This is a genomic window from Flavobacteriales bacterium, assembly GCA_016700415.1.
GTDB lineage: Bacteria > Bacteroidota > Bacteroidia > Flavobacteriales_F > PHOS-HE28 > PHOS-HE28.
This window is the reverse complement of record CP065018.1, coordinates 1,271,033-1,288,225: the sequence shown is the minus strand read 5'-3', so window position 1 is coordinate 1,288,225 and position 17,193 is coordinate 1,271,033. Positions and strand designations below refer to the sequence as shown.

Annotated in this window: 13 protein-coding genes; 8 read left to right on the top strand and 5 right to left on the bottom strand. The window is 56.8% G+C overall.

Annotated features, from left to right (window positions below; genetic code table 11):
* Window positions 1-4: 4 nt before the first annotated feature.
* Both IPP95_05480 and IPP95_05475 read left to right on the top strand, forming a co-directional pair.
* Window positions 5-715 (top strand): response regulator transcription factor, encoded by a 711-nt coding sequence (locus tag IPP95_05480; protein QQS73673.1) that lies wholly within the window; start codon window positions 5-7, stop codon window positions 713-715.
* Window positions 716-1,643: 928 nt separating this feature from the next.
* On the top strand, window positions 1,644-3,599 hold the full coding sequence (locus IPP95_05475; protein ID QQS73672.1) for a T9SS type A sorting domain-containing protein: 1,956 nt from the start codon (window positions 1,644-1,646) through the stop codon (window positions 3,597-3,599).
* A gap of 267 nt (window positions 3,600-3,866) precedes the next feature.
* Here the strand turns inward: IPP95_05475 and IPP95_05470 are convergent, their stop codons facing one another.
* The 3 genes from IPP95_05470 to IPP95_05460 all read right to left on the bottom strand — a co-directional run bounded on the left by IPP95_05470 (window position 3,867) and on the right by IPP95_05460 (window position 5,678).
* Window positions 3,867-4,049 carry a hypothetical protein gene (locus tag IPP95_05470; protein ID QQS73671.1) on the bottom strand — a complete coding sequence of 61 codons (183 nt, stop codon included), beginning with the start codon at window positions 4,047-4,049 and terminating at the stop codon, window positions 3,867-3,869.
* 116 nt (window positions 4,050-4,165) lie between these two features.
* On the bottom strand, window positions 4,166-4,786 hold the full coding sequence (locus IPP95_05465; protein ID QQS73670.1) for a fibronectin type III domain-containing protein: 621 nt from the start codon (window positions 4,784-4,786) through the stop codon (window positions 4,166-4,168).
* A gap of 664 nt (window positions 4,787-5,450) precedes the next feature.
* On the bottom strand, window positions 5,451-5,678 hold the full coding sequence (locus IPP95_05460; GenBank protein ID QQS73669.1) for a helix-turn-helix transcriptional regulator: 228 nt from the start codon (window positions 5,676-5,678) through the stop codon (window positions 5,451-5,453).
* 304 nt (window positions 5,679-5,982) lie between these two features.
* Between IPP95_05460 and IPP95_05455 the strand changes: the two genes are divergently transcribed.
* From IPP95_05455 to IPP95_05440, 4 genes are all read left to right on the top strand, one after another.
* Window positions 5,983-6,141: a hypothetical protein gene (locus IPP95_05455; GenBank protein QQS73668.1), complete on the top strand. Its 159-nt coding sequence runs from the start codon at window positions 5,983-5,985 to the stop codon at window positions 6,139-6,141.
* Between the two features lie 168 nt (window positions 6,142-6,309).
* On the top strand, window positions 6,310-8,775 hold the full coding sequence (locus IPP95_05450) for a hypothetical protein (GenBank protein QQS73667.1): 2,466 nt from the start codon (window positions 6,310-6,312) through the stop codon (window positions 8,773-8,775).
* A gap of 14 nt (window positions 8,776-8,789) precedes the next feature.
* Window positions 8,790-9,773, top strand: coding sequence for a hypothetical protein (locus tag IPP95_05445; GenBank protein QQS73666.1), 984 nt, complete (start codon window positions 8,790-8,792; stop codon window positions 9,771-9,773).
* A 6-nt stretch (window positions 9,774-9,779) separates the two neighbouring features.
* Entirely contained in the window at window positions 9,780-10,328 is a 549-nt protein-coding gene (locus IPP95_05440; protein ID QQS73665.1) for a hypothetical protein, read from the top strand.
* Window positions 10,329-10,643: 315 nt separating this feature from the next.
* Here IPP95_05440 and IPP95_05435 read toward each other — a convergent pair whose 3' ends face one another.
* Both IPP95_05435 and IPP95_05430 read right to left on the bottom strand, forming a co-directional pair.
* Window positions 10,644-12,926 (bottom strand): hypothetical protein, encoded by a 2,283-nt coding sequence (locus IPP95_05435; GenBank protein ID QQS73664.1) that lies wholly within the window; start codon window positions 12,924-12,926, stop codon window positions 10,644-10,646.
* A 133-nt stretch (window positions 12,927-13,059) separates the two neighbouring features.
* Complete coding sequence (locus IPP95_05430) at window positions 13,060-14,226, bottom strand: site-specific DNA-methyltransferase (GenBank protein ID QQS74202.1); 1,167 nt, start codon at window positions 14,224-14,226, stop codon at window positions 13,060-13,062.
* A gap of 582 nt (window positions 14,227-14,808) precedes the next feature.
* On the opposite strand from IPP95_05430, the gene IPP95_05425 reads away from it, so the two are divergent.
* Entirely contained in the window at window positions 14,809-15,471 is a 663-nt protein-coding gene (locus tag IPP95_05425) for an OmpH family outer membrane protein (protein ID QQS73663.1), read from the top strand.
* 64 nt (window positions 15,472-15,535) lie between these two features.
* Window positions 15,536-17,101 carry a hypothetical protein gene (locus IPP95_05420; protein QQS73662.1) on the top strand — a complete coding sequence of 522 codons (1,566 nt, stop codon included), beginning with the start codon at window positions 15,536-15,538 and terminating at the stop codon, window positions 17,099-17,101.
* The last annotated feature ends 92 nt before the right edge of the window (window positions 17,102-17,193 follow it).

Genomic DNA, 17,193 nt, shown 5'->3' with positions numbered 1-17,193 from the left:
CAGCATGAAAGCCTTGATCATCGACGACGAACGCTTGGCCCGAAAGGAACTGGGCCGCCTGCTGGAACCGTTCGGGAACATCGAAGTAGTAGGGGAGGCCGCCAACGCCGACGAAGCCGAGAAGCTGATCGCGGAGCTGAAGCCCGACCTGCTCTTCTTGGACATCAACATGCCCGGCCGCGACGGCTTCGAGTTGCTGGAAGCTTTGGAGATGGCCCCGCACGTCGTCTTCGTCACCGCCTACGACGAGCATGCCGTGAAGGCCTTCGAGGTGAACGCGTTGGACTACCTGCTGAAACCCATCGACCCCGAACGCTTGGCCGCAGCGGTCGACAAGCTCGCCCAATTGCCGAAGGACAACGGTGCGCAACGTGAGAACTTGACCGCGGAGGACCGCATCTTCATCAAGGACGGGGAGAAATGCTGGTTCGTCACCCTGAAGGACGTGCGCCTCTTTGAGAGCGAGGGCAACTATGTGCGGGTGCGCTTCGGGGAGAACAAGCCGCTGGTGCTGCGTTCGCTGAACAACCTGGAGAAGAAGCTCGATCCCCACGTCTTCTTCCGGGCCAACCGTAAGCAGATGATCAATCTGGCCTGGGTGGACAAGATCGAACCTTGGTTCAGCGGCGGGCTCAATTGCTCGCTGTCCACGGGGGAAGTGGTGGAGGTGAGCCGTCGGCAGGCGCTGCGGTTCAAAGAGCTGATGAGCCTGTGAACAACACTCGATATGTAGGATGTGCGCAAGGCTGACGCATTGGGGGAGTAAGACCTTTCTGGGTGCCTCCGGGATATTGGTTTTGGGTGGCGACATTCCGCCATTGGCTTTTCAGGCAAAAGGCGGATTGGCCGTTGATAGGCTGTTCAGGCTTAGGAGCTGCTTTGGGTTCTTGGCTGAGCGCAGTGGAGTTTACAAGTTGGCCGGAGGCCGTGTGGCGTTTGGCACTCGGCAAACAGCCAAGCGCCGGGGTGGAGGAAATCGCTGAGGGAGCTATTAAGTAGAACACCGCTACCTGTCCCATTCGGCACATGTCGGATGAATAGGGTCCGTAGCCCGTAAGGCCCGGAATGAAGGGCGAAGAAGCGGTTACGTTAGCTGAAGTTCGCACAACCTCCAAACCTCTTCACCATGAAAACGCGCTTACACACAACCTTGGGCCCCGTGTTCCTGAGCGTTCTGTTCACTCACTCAGCACAGGCCCAGCGGGTGATGCCCTACTATGATTGTGATGGTGGGGTGAACGCGATGGTCGAGTATAACGGACAGTTGGTGCTTGGAGGGTCATTCCTGATCTTCAATGGGCATGAGCGAAGGAACCTACAAGGCTGGGATGGCACGGCCCATTTTGATTATCCTGAGGCTTTTGATGATGTGAATTTCATCGTTACCGACATGGTCGTTTTCAACGGCGACCTTATTGTGGCGGGCTGGGATACGGTCTACCACGGTGTTGCACGGTGGGATGGAAGTGGCTGGCAACCCATGGGCACGGCATTCCAATCCGGCAGGGCGTACGACCTCTGTGTACTGAATGGAGAACTTTATGCCGCAGGATCCGAGCACTCACCTCCATCGCGGAGCTGGGTGAAGCGATGGACCGGAACCACTTGGGTGCCGTTGGGCGACGCGTTCATCTATCATGTTAATGCATTGGAAGCGTTCGGAGGTGAGCTTTATGCAGGGGGGGGCGTTTACTCAACAGGTCAACGATCCCACGGAACTGCGCCGCTTGGTGAAATGGAACGGTCAGCATTGGGTGGAGGTGGCGCAAGGTTTGAACAACTCCGTGACCGCGTTGCTCGCAACGCCCACCGGCCTTGTCGTGGGCGGATATTTCACCGCCCTTGGTGACGGCTCGCTCTCTCTCCACGGTTGCACCGTATATGATGGCAGTTCCTTCAGCGAGCCTTTCGGGGACCCCGATCTGTCCTTTGTCCCGCCCGCTAGCAGCATTGAGGCACATCCGATATCGGGCTACATCATTGGCGGTACTAACACCCGGTCGATGTGGGTGGACGGTGATGTGAGGACAGAGATCCCTTTCAATCCCCGCTGTTCGATCCAATATGGAGGTGACCTGCTATTGGGTGGAGGGCAGGGTTTATCCCACCGGATCGTAACGGGAATATGCAAGCTGGATGAAGGAATGGGATATGCCTACTTGGATATCGGTAACACGGAGGCGGTGCTAGCTACCAATTCGAGTCTGTTCCGTAGTAATTTGACCGGGAGACCTGCATTCAGGGTGCCTCGAACGGGCCTCGCTCATAGCCTTGAGGAGGCAGCACCGTGGGTGGTTGGTACGCACATGGGTGAACGCTGCCATGCAACACCTCTACATGGTGATGTTATGGCAGCTCAAGCGGGACCCTCTGCAGACGTGATGGATGACGATTTCTTCACCCGTTACTACCAAGTTTGGAAGCTGGATCAAACCATGATCGCTAATCATGCCGCCCATTGGGCCGATCCGGGCTATGAGGCGCCTCATGCTATCCTGACCTGGCCGGGAAATGGTCTTGTGGCCAATGGGGAGCCGGCACGAATCGCCCCCTTTGCGGACCTGAACGGGAACGGGCTGTATGAACCGTTGGCCGGTGAGTATCCATTGATCCGGGGGGACCAAGCCATCTATTCCATACAACACAGCATTCCCGACTATGGTGGGACCTACCCGCTCATGCAATTGGATCTGGGCATCATGATCTACGCCTATGACCAACCTTCGAATGTGGATCTGTATAACACGGTCTTCGCGAATTTCACCATCATCGATCGCGGACCGGAAGATTATACCGACGTCCGCTTCGGCATGTTCACGGATCTGAGCCTTGGGAATCCGGACGATGACTTTTTTGGATGTGATTCGCTGCAGAGCCTGTATTACGTGTACAATGCGGATGATCTGGATGAAACTTATTACTCTTACGGATATGGCTCGGAGATCCCTGCACAGGGAGTTATGTTCCTGAACCGGGAAATGTCGGCGTTCACGGCAACAGCTAACAGCACGTTCGACGATCTAATAGACGGTACGCAGCAGGGGGCGCCGTTCATGCAAACGGGATTTCCTTCCCATTTCCAGTACCCGGGTGGGCCTTTCACGGAAGAAGCTACGGGCAACGAACCCAGTGATCGAAAAGGTATCGGCTCCATCGGTCCACTAACGCTGAACACGGGCGATACCCTGTGCGTGGACATGGCCTTCCCATTCGCCCTTGCCCCCAGCGGCAACCGGCTTGAAAGCTTGGATGCACTGAAGCTGCGGAGCGTGGCGATCCACGCGTGGTACGCCTCACAGGGCGTCCAATGCGATGAAATCCCCGACCTGATAACGCATGTGAAGGAAGTCGCGCCTTTGGAGATGGCGCTCTACCCCGTGCCCGCGCAGGATCAAGTAACAGTAAGGTGTCCGCAACTGAAGACCGGCGCGGAGCTGCAATTGCTCAACGGCATGGGGCAGGTGGTGCGCACCATGGCATGGCCCGAAGGCCGGGAGGAAATGCGCGTGGACCTGAACGGTGTTCCGAACGGCTTGTACGTAGCGCGCTTGAGCAACGCGAGTGATCGGTTGATGCGATCGCTGGTGGTGCTACATTGATCTGCGCTGTACTTACGATCCCGAGGCGGAGACCGCTGAGGGAGCCCTCGCTCCCGCAAGTCTTTCCGACCCAACAATAAGGTGAGCCCCTGTCCAAATAGGTCGGGGCGACTTGTGGGTTTGCCCTCAGTAGCTGATCAAGGCATAGAAGCCACCAGCAGTCTTCAGACTGCTACACTGCACTACTTCGGGGCGTCATACTCGGCATCGATCGTGAAATGTTTTTGCATTCACCGCTGGGCCTTTGGGGTGTGAAGTTCGAAGACTTCACGGATAAGCATGGATGAAAACATCAAACATCACCCACAAGTCGCCCCGGCCAAGCATGCTGGAACGCATAGTTTGGTTGGCCGGGAAGACTTGCGGGAGCAACGGGCTCAATTGCTCGCTGTCCACGGGGGAAGTGGTGGAGGTGAGCCGTCGGCAGGCGCTGCGGTTCAAAGAGCTCATGAGTCTTTAGGTACCCCGATACCCGTAACGCAAAAAGCCCCCCGGAACATCCGGAGGGCTTTTGCTGTGAAGAAGTACTTCGCGGTCCGCACGCTCGTTGCGGTACGCGGGCCACTTTATGCGGCCCTGCCCAAGGCGGGCCCGCTTTGTGCGCTCTCACCGGCGGTGCCGATGGCGCTGACGCAGAACCAGTAGGCCTTGTAGCTCTCCAGGTCCGTCACCAGGTGCTTCACGCGGGTGGTGTAGCCCACCGCGTTCCAGCTGTTGTACAGCTCCGGGTCCTTGTCCGTCATCCAGAGCTGGTAACCGTGCGCACCGTGTACGCTGTCAAAGCGCACCTCCAGCTGCCCCATCTTGCCCGTCATCCGGGTGAAGAGGTTGGCAGGCACACCGGGGATACCGATGGGCGTGCGCTCCTTGGCCAGTTCAAAACCGCTGCTCAGCAGCATGGAACGGTCGCCGCCGCAGATGCTGCGTACATAGTCGGCCTGGGCGTTGAGGTCCTCCTTGGCGCTGTGTACCAGGTCATCGCGTTTGGACTTCGCCAAGAGGCTGCCGGCGTTGGCGTCGTCGATGGCCAAGCTCAGGTTGTCCGCCAGCGTGGTCATGTCCGCCAAAGGCACCTTGGGCGTCGGGAAGTTTGCATTCCCCGTCATTTTGCTGATCACGTTGCGCAGCAACACCAGCACCGACACGGGGTTCAACCGGGAGAGAGAGAGGCGAATATTCGCTTTCATCGTATGTACAGCCCCGGACCCGGTGGCTTATGCCGTTGTTGTGAGCGGTCCATGGGGGCTGCAACGGCCCGGTAACAGCGGTGTTCGCGGTATTCCGGCCCGGAATATCCGCACCCCGGGGCAGGGCTTGGTCGGCCGTGCGAAATACCGCGGCATAATTCCAATAGGAATAGTTTATTCCACCACGGATGGGCCTGACCCAAGGGCACTCAGGGTGGAACAAGGGCCATAAAGTCTGCCTAATGTGCGGGCACAGTCTGCCTAATGTGCGGGCACAGTCTGCCTAATGTGCGGGCACAGTCTGCCTAATGTGCGGGCACAGTCTGCCTAATGTGCGGGCACAGTCTGCCTAATGTGCGGGCACAGTCTGCCTAATGTGCGGGCACAGTCTGCCTAATGTGAGGGCACAGTCTGCCTAATGTGGGGGCACAGACTGCCTAATGTGGGGGCACGGTCTGCCTAATGTGGGGGCACGGTCTGCCTAATGTGCGGGCACAGTCTGCCTATTGTGGGGAGCAAGTCTGCCTGATGTGTGGGTCAAGTCTCCCTGATGTGCGGACCAAGTTCCCTTGAGGTGCGCGATAGATCACCTTATTTCTCGCATGAATTGCCCCGGATCGCTTCCGACCTGTTGTGCCGACGACCCGGTGGGGCCATCACGGTTTTAGAGGGTGGGCGGCTTGTCCGGCCGCAGGCCACCGACCAAGGGGGGCAACACTGCACCCAGCAGGTGCAGGAGCACAAGCACCTCATGGAAGCCCGGCTCACGATAGCCGCGTTCCACCTTGCTGAGGTAGCTCTGTTTGCGGCCGATGCTCCCGGCCAGGCATTCTTGCGTTACTCCCTTCAGCACCCGCGCTTGGCGGATGTGCTCTCCGATCCAAAATTTCATAGCCTGCGTTTTGGCGCACGACGGGAGCGACGGCGGGCGCAGGTTTATTGCTCGCAGCCAAGATATCCGGGGCGCTTTTAACGGCATGCCGCCCCGCTGGCGATGTTTTCCACGGTAGGATGTCGATCTTCCAGCGCCCGCCCGGCTCCTCGTCACTGCGGGCCCCGACCCGCAGTCCCGGTGCGTCGTCACTACGGGCCGGTTGATGTCGTCACTGCGGGCCCGCCCCGATATGCATCGGGGCGCAGTCCCGGTGCCCCACCAACCCACGCCAGTCACAACCACCCGCATCATCGCCGTGGACATGCCCAACACTCAGTACGCGAACGCACAGCCGTGGTATGACTACCGCACCAGCGTGGACCAGATCGAAGCCGTTACCGGGCTGGACTTGTTGAATGCCTTGCCTGCGGACCTACAGGAGATGCTGGAGGGTGGGGTGGATGCGGGGGCGGTGCATTGAGGGACCTTTGGCCTCTGACCGCCGGAGGCGGATGAACTGGTGACACTCGGGAATCAGTTGAACGCCGGGCTGGGGAACACGATCGGTCTCTGGAAAAAATACCTATGATCGGGTATTGTGGGAGTCGACTTGCCAAAGTTGATTTGCAGCATTCAAATAAACATCACCATGGCAACCGAACTGAAACGTTTCTCCGGCCCGTACGCCACCATGACAGTGGCAACCTATGAGCCGCTCATCATTCAATGGATATCCTTCTTAACGCTGCGGAATCTCTCCATGGATCTGGCCCTGCGCTATCCCAAGGCGAAGTTGATGGTCCGCAAGGAGCACTTTCCCACAGCGTATGGTTTGAACGAAACCCTTCGCCCTCGACTGCCGATGCGTCCTGATCTGAAGTTGCAAGATGCGCCGAAGTGGATACCCTTGAACCATATGGGGCTTCCCATGGATCCGGACGCCTTGGTAAAGGCAAAAATGAAAAGGTTTCCGGGTATGATGGCTTCTGGGTCTCAGGCGATAGTCAGTGGTGCCGTATCGTTAGACCCCTCAGCGGTGCCGGCGATGGAGCATATGAGCAAGGCGTGGGGAATGAATGACCTGGTGCGCAGCGCGGTGAAGAAGGCGGCAGACTCATTCGGTTCATTGATGAACATACCCGTGTTATTGGATCGGCGAATGGGCAAGGCAGTGCCGGGTATCAACGTGCATGATGTAAAGATGAAGTTGGAACAGACAATGTATACCACGGTGCGGGATTGGGTGAAAGCTGGTGCGAAAGACGATCTAATGGTCCGCTTGAGCAAAGACCTGCATTATGATGGTATCCAGATTCCGCATTTCTGGCCGTGGCTCTCCTATGAGATGCTCTCTCCGATCGGGGTAGCGCATTACTACCGCCAACTGTACTTCAATCTGGAGGAAGGTGTAGGACCGGTCGAGGAGGCCTTCACCGTGGCTCCATTGGAAACGCTCGAAGTGCTATACCAGACTGTGCGCCGACAGATCCATGAAGAGGTTTTGGAGCAAGGGTTGGAAAGTGTGAGCGAATCGGCCACAGAAGAGAAGAATCTGGATGAGGTGAGCGACAAGGTGAGCAGTATGATGCAAATGGACTCGAGCGCTTCTATGAGCGCGAACGCATCCGGGGGCATTGGGGTGTGGTCTGTTGGTGCCGAAGCATCGGCCAGCCTGAACACCTCTTCGCAGAACAGCCGTGAGCTATCCACACGACGCCTGAAGGAAATGACTAAGCGAGCTTCGGAGCGCATCACCAAGAGTTTCAGTATAAAAACCACGGACTCTACCGACACCACCACCACGAGCAGCACGCGCCGGGTGATCCGTAACGATGGCGCAGATCCCGTTAGCTATGGGTTACGCCGTGTTCTGCGCCGTGTGCAAGTGAAGGTGCAGGACCTCGGCCCTCGACTGGTCTGGCAATTGTACTTGCGCGATCCCGGGCATGGCTTAGCGCGCAGCAAGTTCGTGCTATACCGGGACGCTCAACCGATCGCGGTACCTGATGTTCCACCGGGAGTACCCCCGCGGCCTATCGGTGGCTCTGATACGGGAAGCGTAAGCACAAGCATTATCGTGTTCAGGCATACCGATGGAGTGGAATACTACGCCGTGGAGTTCGTCATCAAGCCCGGCCCAGATCGCGATATCACGGGAGTGCGAGTGGACAGTATGACGGATCTGGAAGGTGGTGGCAAGGACGATGAGGCTCCTGCACCGCACAATGAGGTGGACCTTGGATCATTATGGAACCCTGCTACCAGAACCTTCACCGCCCGGATCGCCATTCTCCCGGGGGATTCCGCCACCGTGCAGTTGAACTACACCTACAACTATTCACCCAGTCAAGCGGTATTGGATGCGTGGGAGCTATTGCGGGCTGATGCAGCGAGTAAGATCACGGAGAGTGCCATGATCGATCAGTTCGAGCAGCAGAAGAACCTGATCACGCAGCGTAGTCGCATCCGTCCAAGACCCGCGAACGATCTCCGGAAAGAGGAGCGCTATGAAGTGATGAACCGAATGGTGGATTATCTCTTTGGACGAGGCGATGAGCGCAGTGAACCGACCCCACTAGAGATTGAACAATTCCACCGCTTCTTCGATATCGATGGCATGTTCACATACAACCATCCATCCTGGTGGAAGCCTCGGTTCCAAGGCAAAGGGTTGGTGGACCGCATGCCGTATGAGATCACCAGCGAAAGTGAACCGGCTGCATTGGGTAGTTCACTTGGCTGGGCCTTGCAACTTGATGGTGACCACCGGAGGAATGAATTCCTTAACTCCGCATGGGCGAGGGTATGTCTCCCGATAAAGCCGGGTTTGGAGAGCCAAGCATTGGCGTGGTTGCGCGAGCATCTGGAAGGCGATGCGGGATACAATGACACAAGTGGACCGTTGAAACGATTGATCGACGACATTGCTGCCTTCCGCAAGCGTGAACGCGACCTGGATACGGACAGCGCCGACTACGTGACGGTGGATTCCACACCAGGAGCACCAGTGGACCCATTGAAGCCCGAGGGCGTTTACCCCATCGTTCAAGAGTTCGACGTCACCGTTCCCACCGAAGGGTTCGTGTATGATAGGTTGAACGTGGTTACACCGTGAGCATCTGACCGGTCATGCCCCAGCGCATCATTGTTGCATCCGGTATCGAGATCCGCGATGCCCCGCAAGAGGCGGATCTGGTTGGAATGCTCAATACCCGGGCACAACCAAACTGGGTTTGGCCTCCTGGTCTCAGATGGACATTCCCGCGTGGCCCGGTAGCTGCAGCGAAGTTTGAGATCGAGCTGGTGCATACGATGGCGGAATTCCGCACGGCATTGGAGGAGAGGGACGCATGGGTCATCTACAGTGGCCATTCGCGTTATGGACAGGGCCCCGCATTCGGACCGGCCAATACAGCACATTGTCCAACAGCCGTGGATATGCCGGTGAATCCATGGGGCCAGCACTTCCGAATGGGATGGGATGCCACAGACACCGAATGCATGGGCGATATCCTCGAACATGGAGTTGCACCGCGGGAGCTGGACATCACCGCGGCGAATCCAGGTCTTTCCCTGCCTTCGGCATTGGTGAGAGCCGCTAGTGCAGCCAAAGATGTGGAGCGGATGAGACGGCGTGGGAAGTTGACCAGGCAGGACCGGAGGCATCCCTGTAACATACGTGGAGCGTGGAGGAATCTGCATACTTGCCACAGCGTTGAAGCGGAACAATTCAGCCTACGACCTGACCAGCCGATCCTCAATCGCAACTACTACGCGCAGATCACGGTGGGCGGAACCCCGGATTTCCTAACGGCAGTGACCGTCGGTCATGGGGATCTGGACACGGTGAACCTGCGCTGCGCGGTCTTGTTCATGGGCAGTTGTTCCAGCAACGTCCACTACCGGCATTCGCTGGTGAACCATCGTACAACCCAGAGGGCCAATTGCTGGTTCTACCTCACCATGCGGGTGAACAGCGCCTCACATGCAGCCACCTTTGTTGATGAGGCCCTCAACGGGACTGACCCCTTATCCCGTGGCGGAGCGAGAACCATGATACGGCGACTGAACAGCCAGCCTGATCCCGGAACCGTCGTTGTCGTGAAACCCTGATAGGGCATGGTAGACATTCGAATGATCGAACAGGTGTTGGATAGTCCGGTTGGACGGGACGTGCGGCGTGCCCCCATTACACTCGTGATCCTTCTTCATGATCCCGAGAGCGCTGGGCAGCTCGCACAATTCCTGGATAGCAAGGGAAGACGGTGCGACAATGCGCTGGCTGTGTTGAACCTATATGATGAAAAGTGCCTTCCGGCTTTGCTCGGAGCATGTGCTGCGTTAGGTGTTGGGGGAAGATCCAGGGTTCTCAATGTTTTGTATTCATTGCTACAAGACCTTCCACAGGCTCGCATCAAGGAGCAACTATCCACTTATCGGGATGCCTTGTTAGTATTGCTGACCGACAAAAGACCCATCGTATTGGACTACAGAGGTCCCGTCGAAATCGATTTCGCTGGTCGTCTCTGCGATGATGCCTACATCATTATCCAGGTTCTGCTCATTCCGGATGCTGATGTTTCGGAATTTCGCCGTGCGAGCGAAGAAGAGAGGGATCGCTTCATTGATCAGCTTCTTCGCAAGCTGGGATCTACGCTTATCGGTTAGCGCTCCGATCATTCTAAATTGCTGGAGTGAGGGGGCTACGGCAGCGGCGCGCTAGGCGGCACCACCTTCTCCATCGCCAACGGCAACATCACCGTGCCGGAGTGAGGTGGTCGGGGAATTTAGGACAGGCGAAGGTCGGAACTTTGCCAAAGGATGAGTACGAAGAAGAACTACCGTAAGCACACCGCGGCGCTCAAGACCCGTGTAGTGCTGGAAGCGCTCACTTCGCAATCCGGGTCTACGGCCCGTTTATCCGGAAGCGCAGTTCACGGTTGAGCCGAGAACAGTGGTGGGGAAGCTTGGGAGGCGTTATGGTTAGCGCTCAGCCTCTTGCGCTTTGCTCACCTTGAGCATGAGATCAGTGATTGTCATTGCCTGCCGAATTTGAAGCTGTGCCACACGCACACGCTCGGCATCCTGTTCCAATTCAATAGACTCATCCTCTCGAGTATCTGCGTCAATGAGTTGGCTCTTCAATTGGATGATGGCGTGGTAGCCGATCCAAACCTGATAATTGGTGATGAAGAGCTTCATCTTGTTCTCATTCTGCGTCTTGAGGCGCTCAACTGTTTGAGCATAGGGCCCAAACACTGTCGAGTAGTACACAACAATCATATCGGCCGTCTTCATGGGCTTGTATGCCACACCCAGTTTGTCAGTGAAGACATCCTCATCCCACACTGAAGGCCAAAACGAATCATCTGGCGTGATGGGGAGAATCTTGAATGGTGGTATTTTCCCCTTTCCATCTTTTGCCGGCTGAGATTTCGGCTCCGCTAGTATGAACTCTGTCGAGTCGGAAAGTTGAGCACCATCCAACTTGGTGATAGTAACAACCACACGGCCTTTCTGCCCCACCTTCGCATCGTCAGTGGCACGCAGGCGCCAACCCGCGCGACCACCTTTAAGTGGCTTGCGAGAGGCGATGCCAAGCGATACCGGTTCGAAGCGAATATCCAACCGGTCATTCATTCGAGCATCCGCGTTAGTATGAATGGAGAGGTATTTCGTGCTGTTGATTGCCAACTCGAACGACGGTTTAGGATACACGATCTCCAATTCTGTAACCTCTGGAAAAGGTAATGTCGGAAGAGGCTCCACCGGTGGTTTTGGAGGTTGTGGCGTGGGAGCCGCACCCCCGCCATTCTTTCCTGGCGTATCTGTATTTGCACTCTCGGTGGATTCAAACCCAGCCTCTTTTAGAAGGGCAGAGATTTGCCGCTGCACCTCACCTTCTGTCTCCTGCGAAGCCTTTTGGGTTACCGAGTCCTCTAACTTCTTCTCAAGTTCGTGCAGAACTTCATCTTCGGAGATCATTCTAAAAAGTTCCTGCATTATGCTCTTAGCAACAGCGCCCTCTTCCAGTACACCCTCGCGCGTGGATGTGAAAAGGCCATTGCGAACGTCCTTAGGCACCGCAGAGGCATCTATATGAACTATGGTGTGCCGCGAAACCATTGGGAGGTTCGCTTGCTTGAAGAGGTAGTTCCCGAGATCACCTTGGTTCTGGCCGTTGAGGGTAAAAACAACTGGATGCTTCTTCCGGATGTAGAGTGCATTGGAATCTGGCCGCAGTTGGTAATCCGCATTTTTCCTTTTGCGTTCATAGTTGTAGATTACCCAATACTCAACACCGACGCATGGCTTAGTGCTACCAGCGGGAACAACCCATTCCATTGGCCTGTAGTGCATGAGCTGAGTGCGCGAGTCCTCATCAGCTTCTTCCCGCACCTTGGCATAGCTCATGAGTCGGTTTCGACTACCTCTAACTATCTCGTCACGAGCAGTAGATGCCTCGCGATTATCCACGATCCGGAAAGGAAACAGCGGATCGAACATCGAATAGTGCAGGAAGTGATAGAGATTCCCGGGCACAGCGCTAAGCTTGGCTGCGTTGCCTGAGAGTTGGAAGCCATAGTGCCGGACCAGTGTGCCGGTCGTAATGCTATACTCCCGTTTGAGTACCTCGGAGACCCGAACAAGTATCGGTGTTGCACGTGTGGCCACCAATACCGATGCTTTCCCCTCCAGGGAACGAACAGCTAGATAGGCGTAGCAGTCCTCTTTATAACTTTCATCAAGCCGGACTTTTCGCACCAGAGTGAATCCTATTTCACCGGGGTTAGATGGTGAGCGCGATGCTATCAGGACAAAGTCGCAAAACCGAAGTGTTGATGCACCACCTTGACCGTATGCACCGGCCACGTATTTCTTGGTGATCTTGTTTCCTCGATGAAGCGAGAGTATCGTGTTGGGGAACTCGGTTGGTGACACCCCTACGCCGGCATCGAGTACATCGACTGTGGGAGATTCACCGGTATCCCCTGGCTGCAGGATGACGTGCAGCTTTCTGTCATTCTTGGCGGCGGAATAGTCCCATTCGAACAGCCCGCTATCGGGTCCGGATATTGGACGCCCAAACCAGTTAGCCATAGCTTCCTGTGGCGAATTGGGCTTAGTTCCAGTAGTGACATTCGCTCGAGCTTCAAGCAATGCGTCAATCGAATTGGTAATTCGTTCAGTAAGGCTACGGCCTGAATTAGATCCGAGGTTGATCGTGCCAAGATTGTTCTCGTTGCCGTTGTATGGTTCCCACATGAATTGCGATACACCGAATGGGCTTCGGATACCCCTTTCCGCATGGTCACCTAATTCTGTAAGGATCGCTTGGACCTCACTCGGTCGTGTCGCTACAAGTAGGCGTTCAAGAAGAGGACTTTGGTCTGGCATATTATACAGGTCTATGGATCAACATGACTTCACGGCTATTTGCTGGCGATGCACCCGTGTTGTTGTACCAACGCCGGTTGGGGACATTGCGCCAAACCCGTTGCGCACGTCCAAGCGAATCACGATCGGTAACCTCCTCGTACCCCGCTGCGGCCATCATGTTCAGATAGCGGGGCAAATGCGCCCTGGGATTTGAGAAGCCGACGAGCTGAACCAAGGTGCCTGCTGGGTCAAGTATGGTCTTCATCGTAGAGAAGACGTTTAATGCTTCCTCGAAGTACTTCGACCTGGCGTGTGTCCGATAGTCACCGAAGGTGTAATAGGGGGCGCCCATCCCGTCCATTGAATTAATGAGCCAGAACGGAGCGCGGGTTCTTCTTCTGCTGTTGATTTGCCACTGGTGGTACACAATATGGGTGCCGGCATACGGAGGGGACGTGATGATGAGTTTGGCCTTTTCGAGTTGCATGCTACTCGTTAGCAGTTTGGCTGGCAAATCCTGTGCAGCGCTCAAGTGTATTTGAGCCACCGGTCGTACACCAAATCGTGCTGTGCTCCCATCGCATTGCTGGGTGAAAGCCAACGCGCCTAAGTACACAGCGTGGGCATCCTCAACAAGGCGTTTACGGATTGCTCGGCCAGTTGGTGTGTGCTCCCGACAATCGAGTGCCCATTGACTCGTCTTCAGGAGAACAGATCGTACGAACAGCTCGACATCCGGATCGCTACTTCTTTCAGTCAAAATCAGGATTGGCGCGACAAGTCGTAGAAACCGTTTCGGAACGTTGTTCAGGTAGCCGTCCTTTATGTATCGCTTGGGAACCGCACTGCCACTGTTGGTTTGCTCCTCTCTAGCATTAAGGAGTTCGAGTGCCTCTTCGAAGTTCTCCTCCGAAAACCTTGTGATCTTGGCTTTGGATGCGAAAATGGCGATAGGGTTGATGTCACATCCTAGGAAGTTGCGCCCGTTGGACAAAGCCTCCACCGCCGAAGTGCCTCCGCCGAGGAACGGATCCACGACTAGGTCCCCTGGTTGACTTAAGCTCGTGATGATCTCTCGTGCAAATCTGGGACTGAACCTTGCGGGATACCGATAAAGGTTATGGCTCAACCCGGTGACAAGATGCTTCGAGTTCAATATACGCGATATCCGAAATGCATCAACCATGAGAGGGACAGGAGTCTTTTTGAGCAGCACAATGTAGTCCCGTCCAAGTCAGAGTATGACTTCGTGTTATCAACTGCCTCTGGTTAGCAAGGTGCATCTATAGACCACGGCGATATCCGTATGCACCATCAGCACACAAAGTCCAGCACATGTCTTCGATGTGTCCGATTGCCTTGCCCGCACGCTGCGGCAGTTGTTCCAGCTATCCATAGCCTTCCTTTCCTGACGGGCCGGGTCCCTTATGGCGCGCCAAGTGGCCTAAAGCCTAAATGCGCCTGAGACCGAATACGCTTTGAGAGCCGAATGCCGAAAGAGCCGGAACCCATGCGCTGTCGTCATGGAACAAATGCGCCTGAGCCTGAAGGAGCCAAGAGGCCGATGGCCATGTGCGTGTTCCGGGAGTAACCGGGACTGCGCCCCGATGCATATCGGGGCGGGCCCGCAGTGACGAATGCGCCTTAGATGCCAAGAGGCCTGGAGGGGTCCGTTAGTCATGAGCCTATGAGTCGTGAGCCTTTGAGCACGAACGGCACGGCCTTTGGTGCCTACGTGGGCTAACTTCGCGCCATTCCTGAAAAAAACATGTCCAAGCGTTCGCTTCTTCTCCTCCTCGTTTTTTGGAACATCCTGCTCACCGCCGCCATCGTCTGGTCGCTCGTGCGCGCAAGAGTGCCGCAGCGCCTCTTGGAAAAACAGCTCACGGAGATCGGTGGCGCCAATGAAGTGCAGCCCCTACCGATGGTGCGGGATACGGGATCGGTCCCCGAGGGCCGGATCGCCTATTTCCTCATGGATTCCGTGGAGGCCAACTATGCGCTGGTGAAGGAAAGCTCGGACCGTGTGCGCAGCGAGGGGCAGCGCATGGAGAACAACTTGCAGCGCGAAATGCAGAAAGCGCAGGGCCGCTATGAGCAGCTCACGAGCAAGGACCACACCTACAGCACCCAGGCCGAACTGCAGCAGGACCAGGCCGAACTGGAACAGCTGGGCCAGAAGATCCAGGACATGCGCACCAGCGCACAGGACCAGTTGGACAAGATGCAGACCGACATGCTGCGCGATATCACCCAGAAGATCCGCGGCTTTTTGGAGAGCTACAACAGCACGGCCGGGTACGACTACATCTTCAGCATCCAGGACGCCGGGCAGATCTGGGTGGGGAACGAGGGCTTGGACATCACCTCGGCCGTGGTGGCCGGCCTGAATCAACAGCATCAAGCCGTAAAGGCCGCGAAGGCCAAGTAGGTCGTCCGCCTTATGCGTGAAGGCAGTGGCGGAAGCGGCTGAGACATACCCACATGATCGGCGGATGAGCACCTACAGGATCTTCGCAGCCGTGATCCTTGCCGCTTCTGCTTTCGCTGCCTATGCGCAACCCGCGGCCAAGAAGAACGAGGACCGGGTGGAGATCCTCAATGCGGACCGCTGGGAGTTCGATCAGATCATCGCGCCCGGCGCACAGCGGCTTATCGGTCATGTCCGCTTCAAGCAGGCGGACGCGGTGATGGACTGCGACAGTGCCTACCTCTATGAGGATGAACGCGTGGCCGCCTTCGGGAACGTCCACCTCAAACAAGGTGATACGCTGAACATCAGCGGCGACCGCCTCCAGTATTCCGGAGCCGAGCGCATGGCCCGCATCACCGGGAATGTCCGGCTCAAAGACCCCGGTATGGAGCTGACCACCGAGGCGCTCACCTATGATGTCCGCGCCCACCGGGCGGAATATGCCGAGGGTGCGCGCATCGTCAGCCTCCGGGACGAGAATACCCTCACCAGCAGGCATGGGGCCTACCTCGCGGACAGCCGCCGTTTCATCTTCAGCGACAGCGTAAGGCTGGAGCACCCGGACCGCACCATTACCGCCGATACCCTGCAGTATGTCACCGCCACCGGCATCGCGGAGTTCTTCGGGCCCACGCACATCACCCAGGGAAAGACGCGCATGTATTGCGAGCGCGGCAGCTATGACACCCGCACGGGGAAGGGGCGTTTCACCAAAGCCGGCCGCATCGCCAACGAAGGGCAGGAGCTCACCGGCGACAGCCTGCACTACGACCGCGCCACCGGTGAGGGCGCGGGCTGGGGCCATGTCACCATCACGGATACGGTGAACAACCTGTTGGTGCGTGGCGAACTGGGCAAGCACCGTCAACAAGAAGGCAGGTCCATGGTGACCGGTCGTGCGGAGCTCGTGATGCTGATGGGCAAGGATTCGCTCTTCCTGCATGCGGATACGCTCTTCGGTAGGGAGGACAGCCTCGGCAAGCGGACCATCGATGCCCACCGGAACGTCCGTTTCTTCAAGAGCGACCTCCAAGGCGTCTGCGATACGATGACCTATACCGGAGCGGACAGCCTCATCACCTTGCGCGGCAAGCCGTTCATTTGGAGCAAGACCGACCAGATCAGCGGCGATACGGTCCGCATCCAACTGAGCAACGGGCATGCCGAGACGCTCTTCGTGAACGGGGCCGCGTTCATGGCCTCCGTAGCGGACAGCCTGCATTTCGACCAGGTGGTGGGCACCACGATGATCGGCCATTTCCGCAACGACGAGCTTGCGCAGCTGACCGCGGAAGGCAATTGCAGAACGGTCTATTTCTCCCGTGAAAAGAAGGACACCACGGAACGCACCACCGGCATGAACCGCGCCGATTGCAGCCGCATCACCGTGGGCTTGGACAGCGGGAAGGTGAGCACGGTGAGCTTCATCACCCAGCCGGACGCCACGCTCTATCCGTTGGACAAAGCACCGACCGACGAAATGCGTTTGGAAGGTTTCTTCTGGAACGCAGCGGCAAGGCCGGAGGACCGGGAGGGTATTTTTAGGGAGACGCCTTTGGAGGTCTTAGTACCGAAGGCAGGCCCCTGAGGGCGGTGGTTTTGGCTATTTCAGGTAGCAGTTGGCAGTGGCAGTCGGCAGCGTGCGTCGGCAGTACTCGGTACCCTGTACCCTGTACCCTG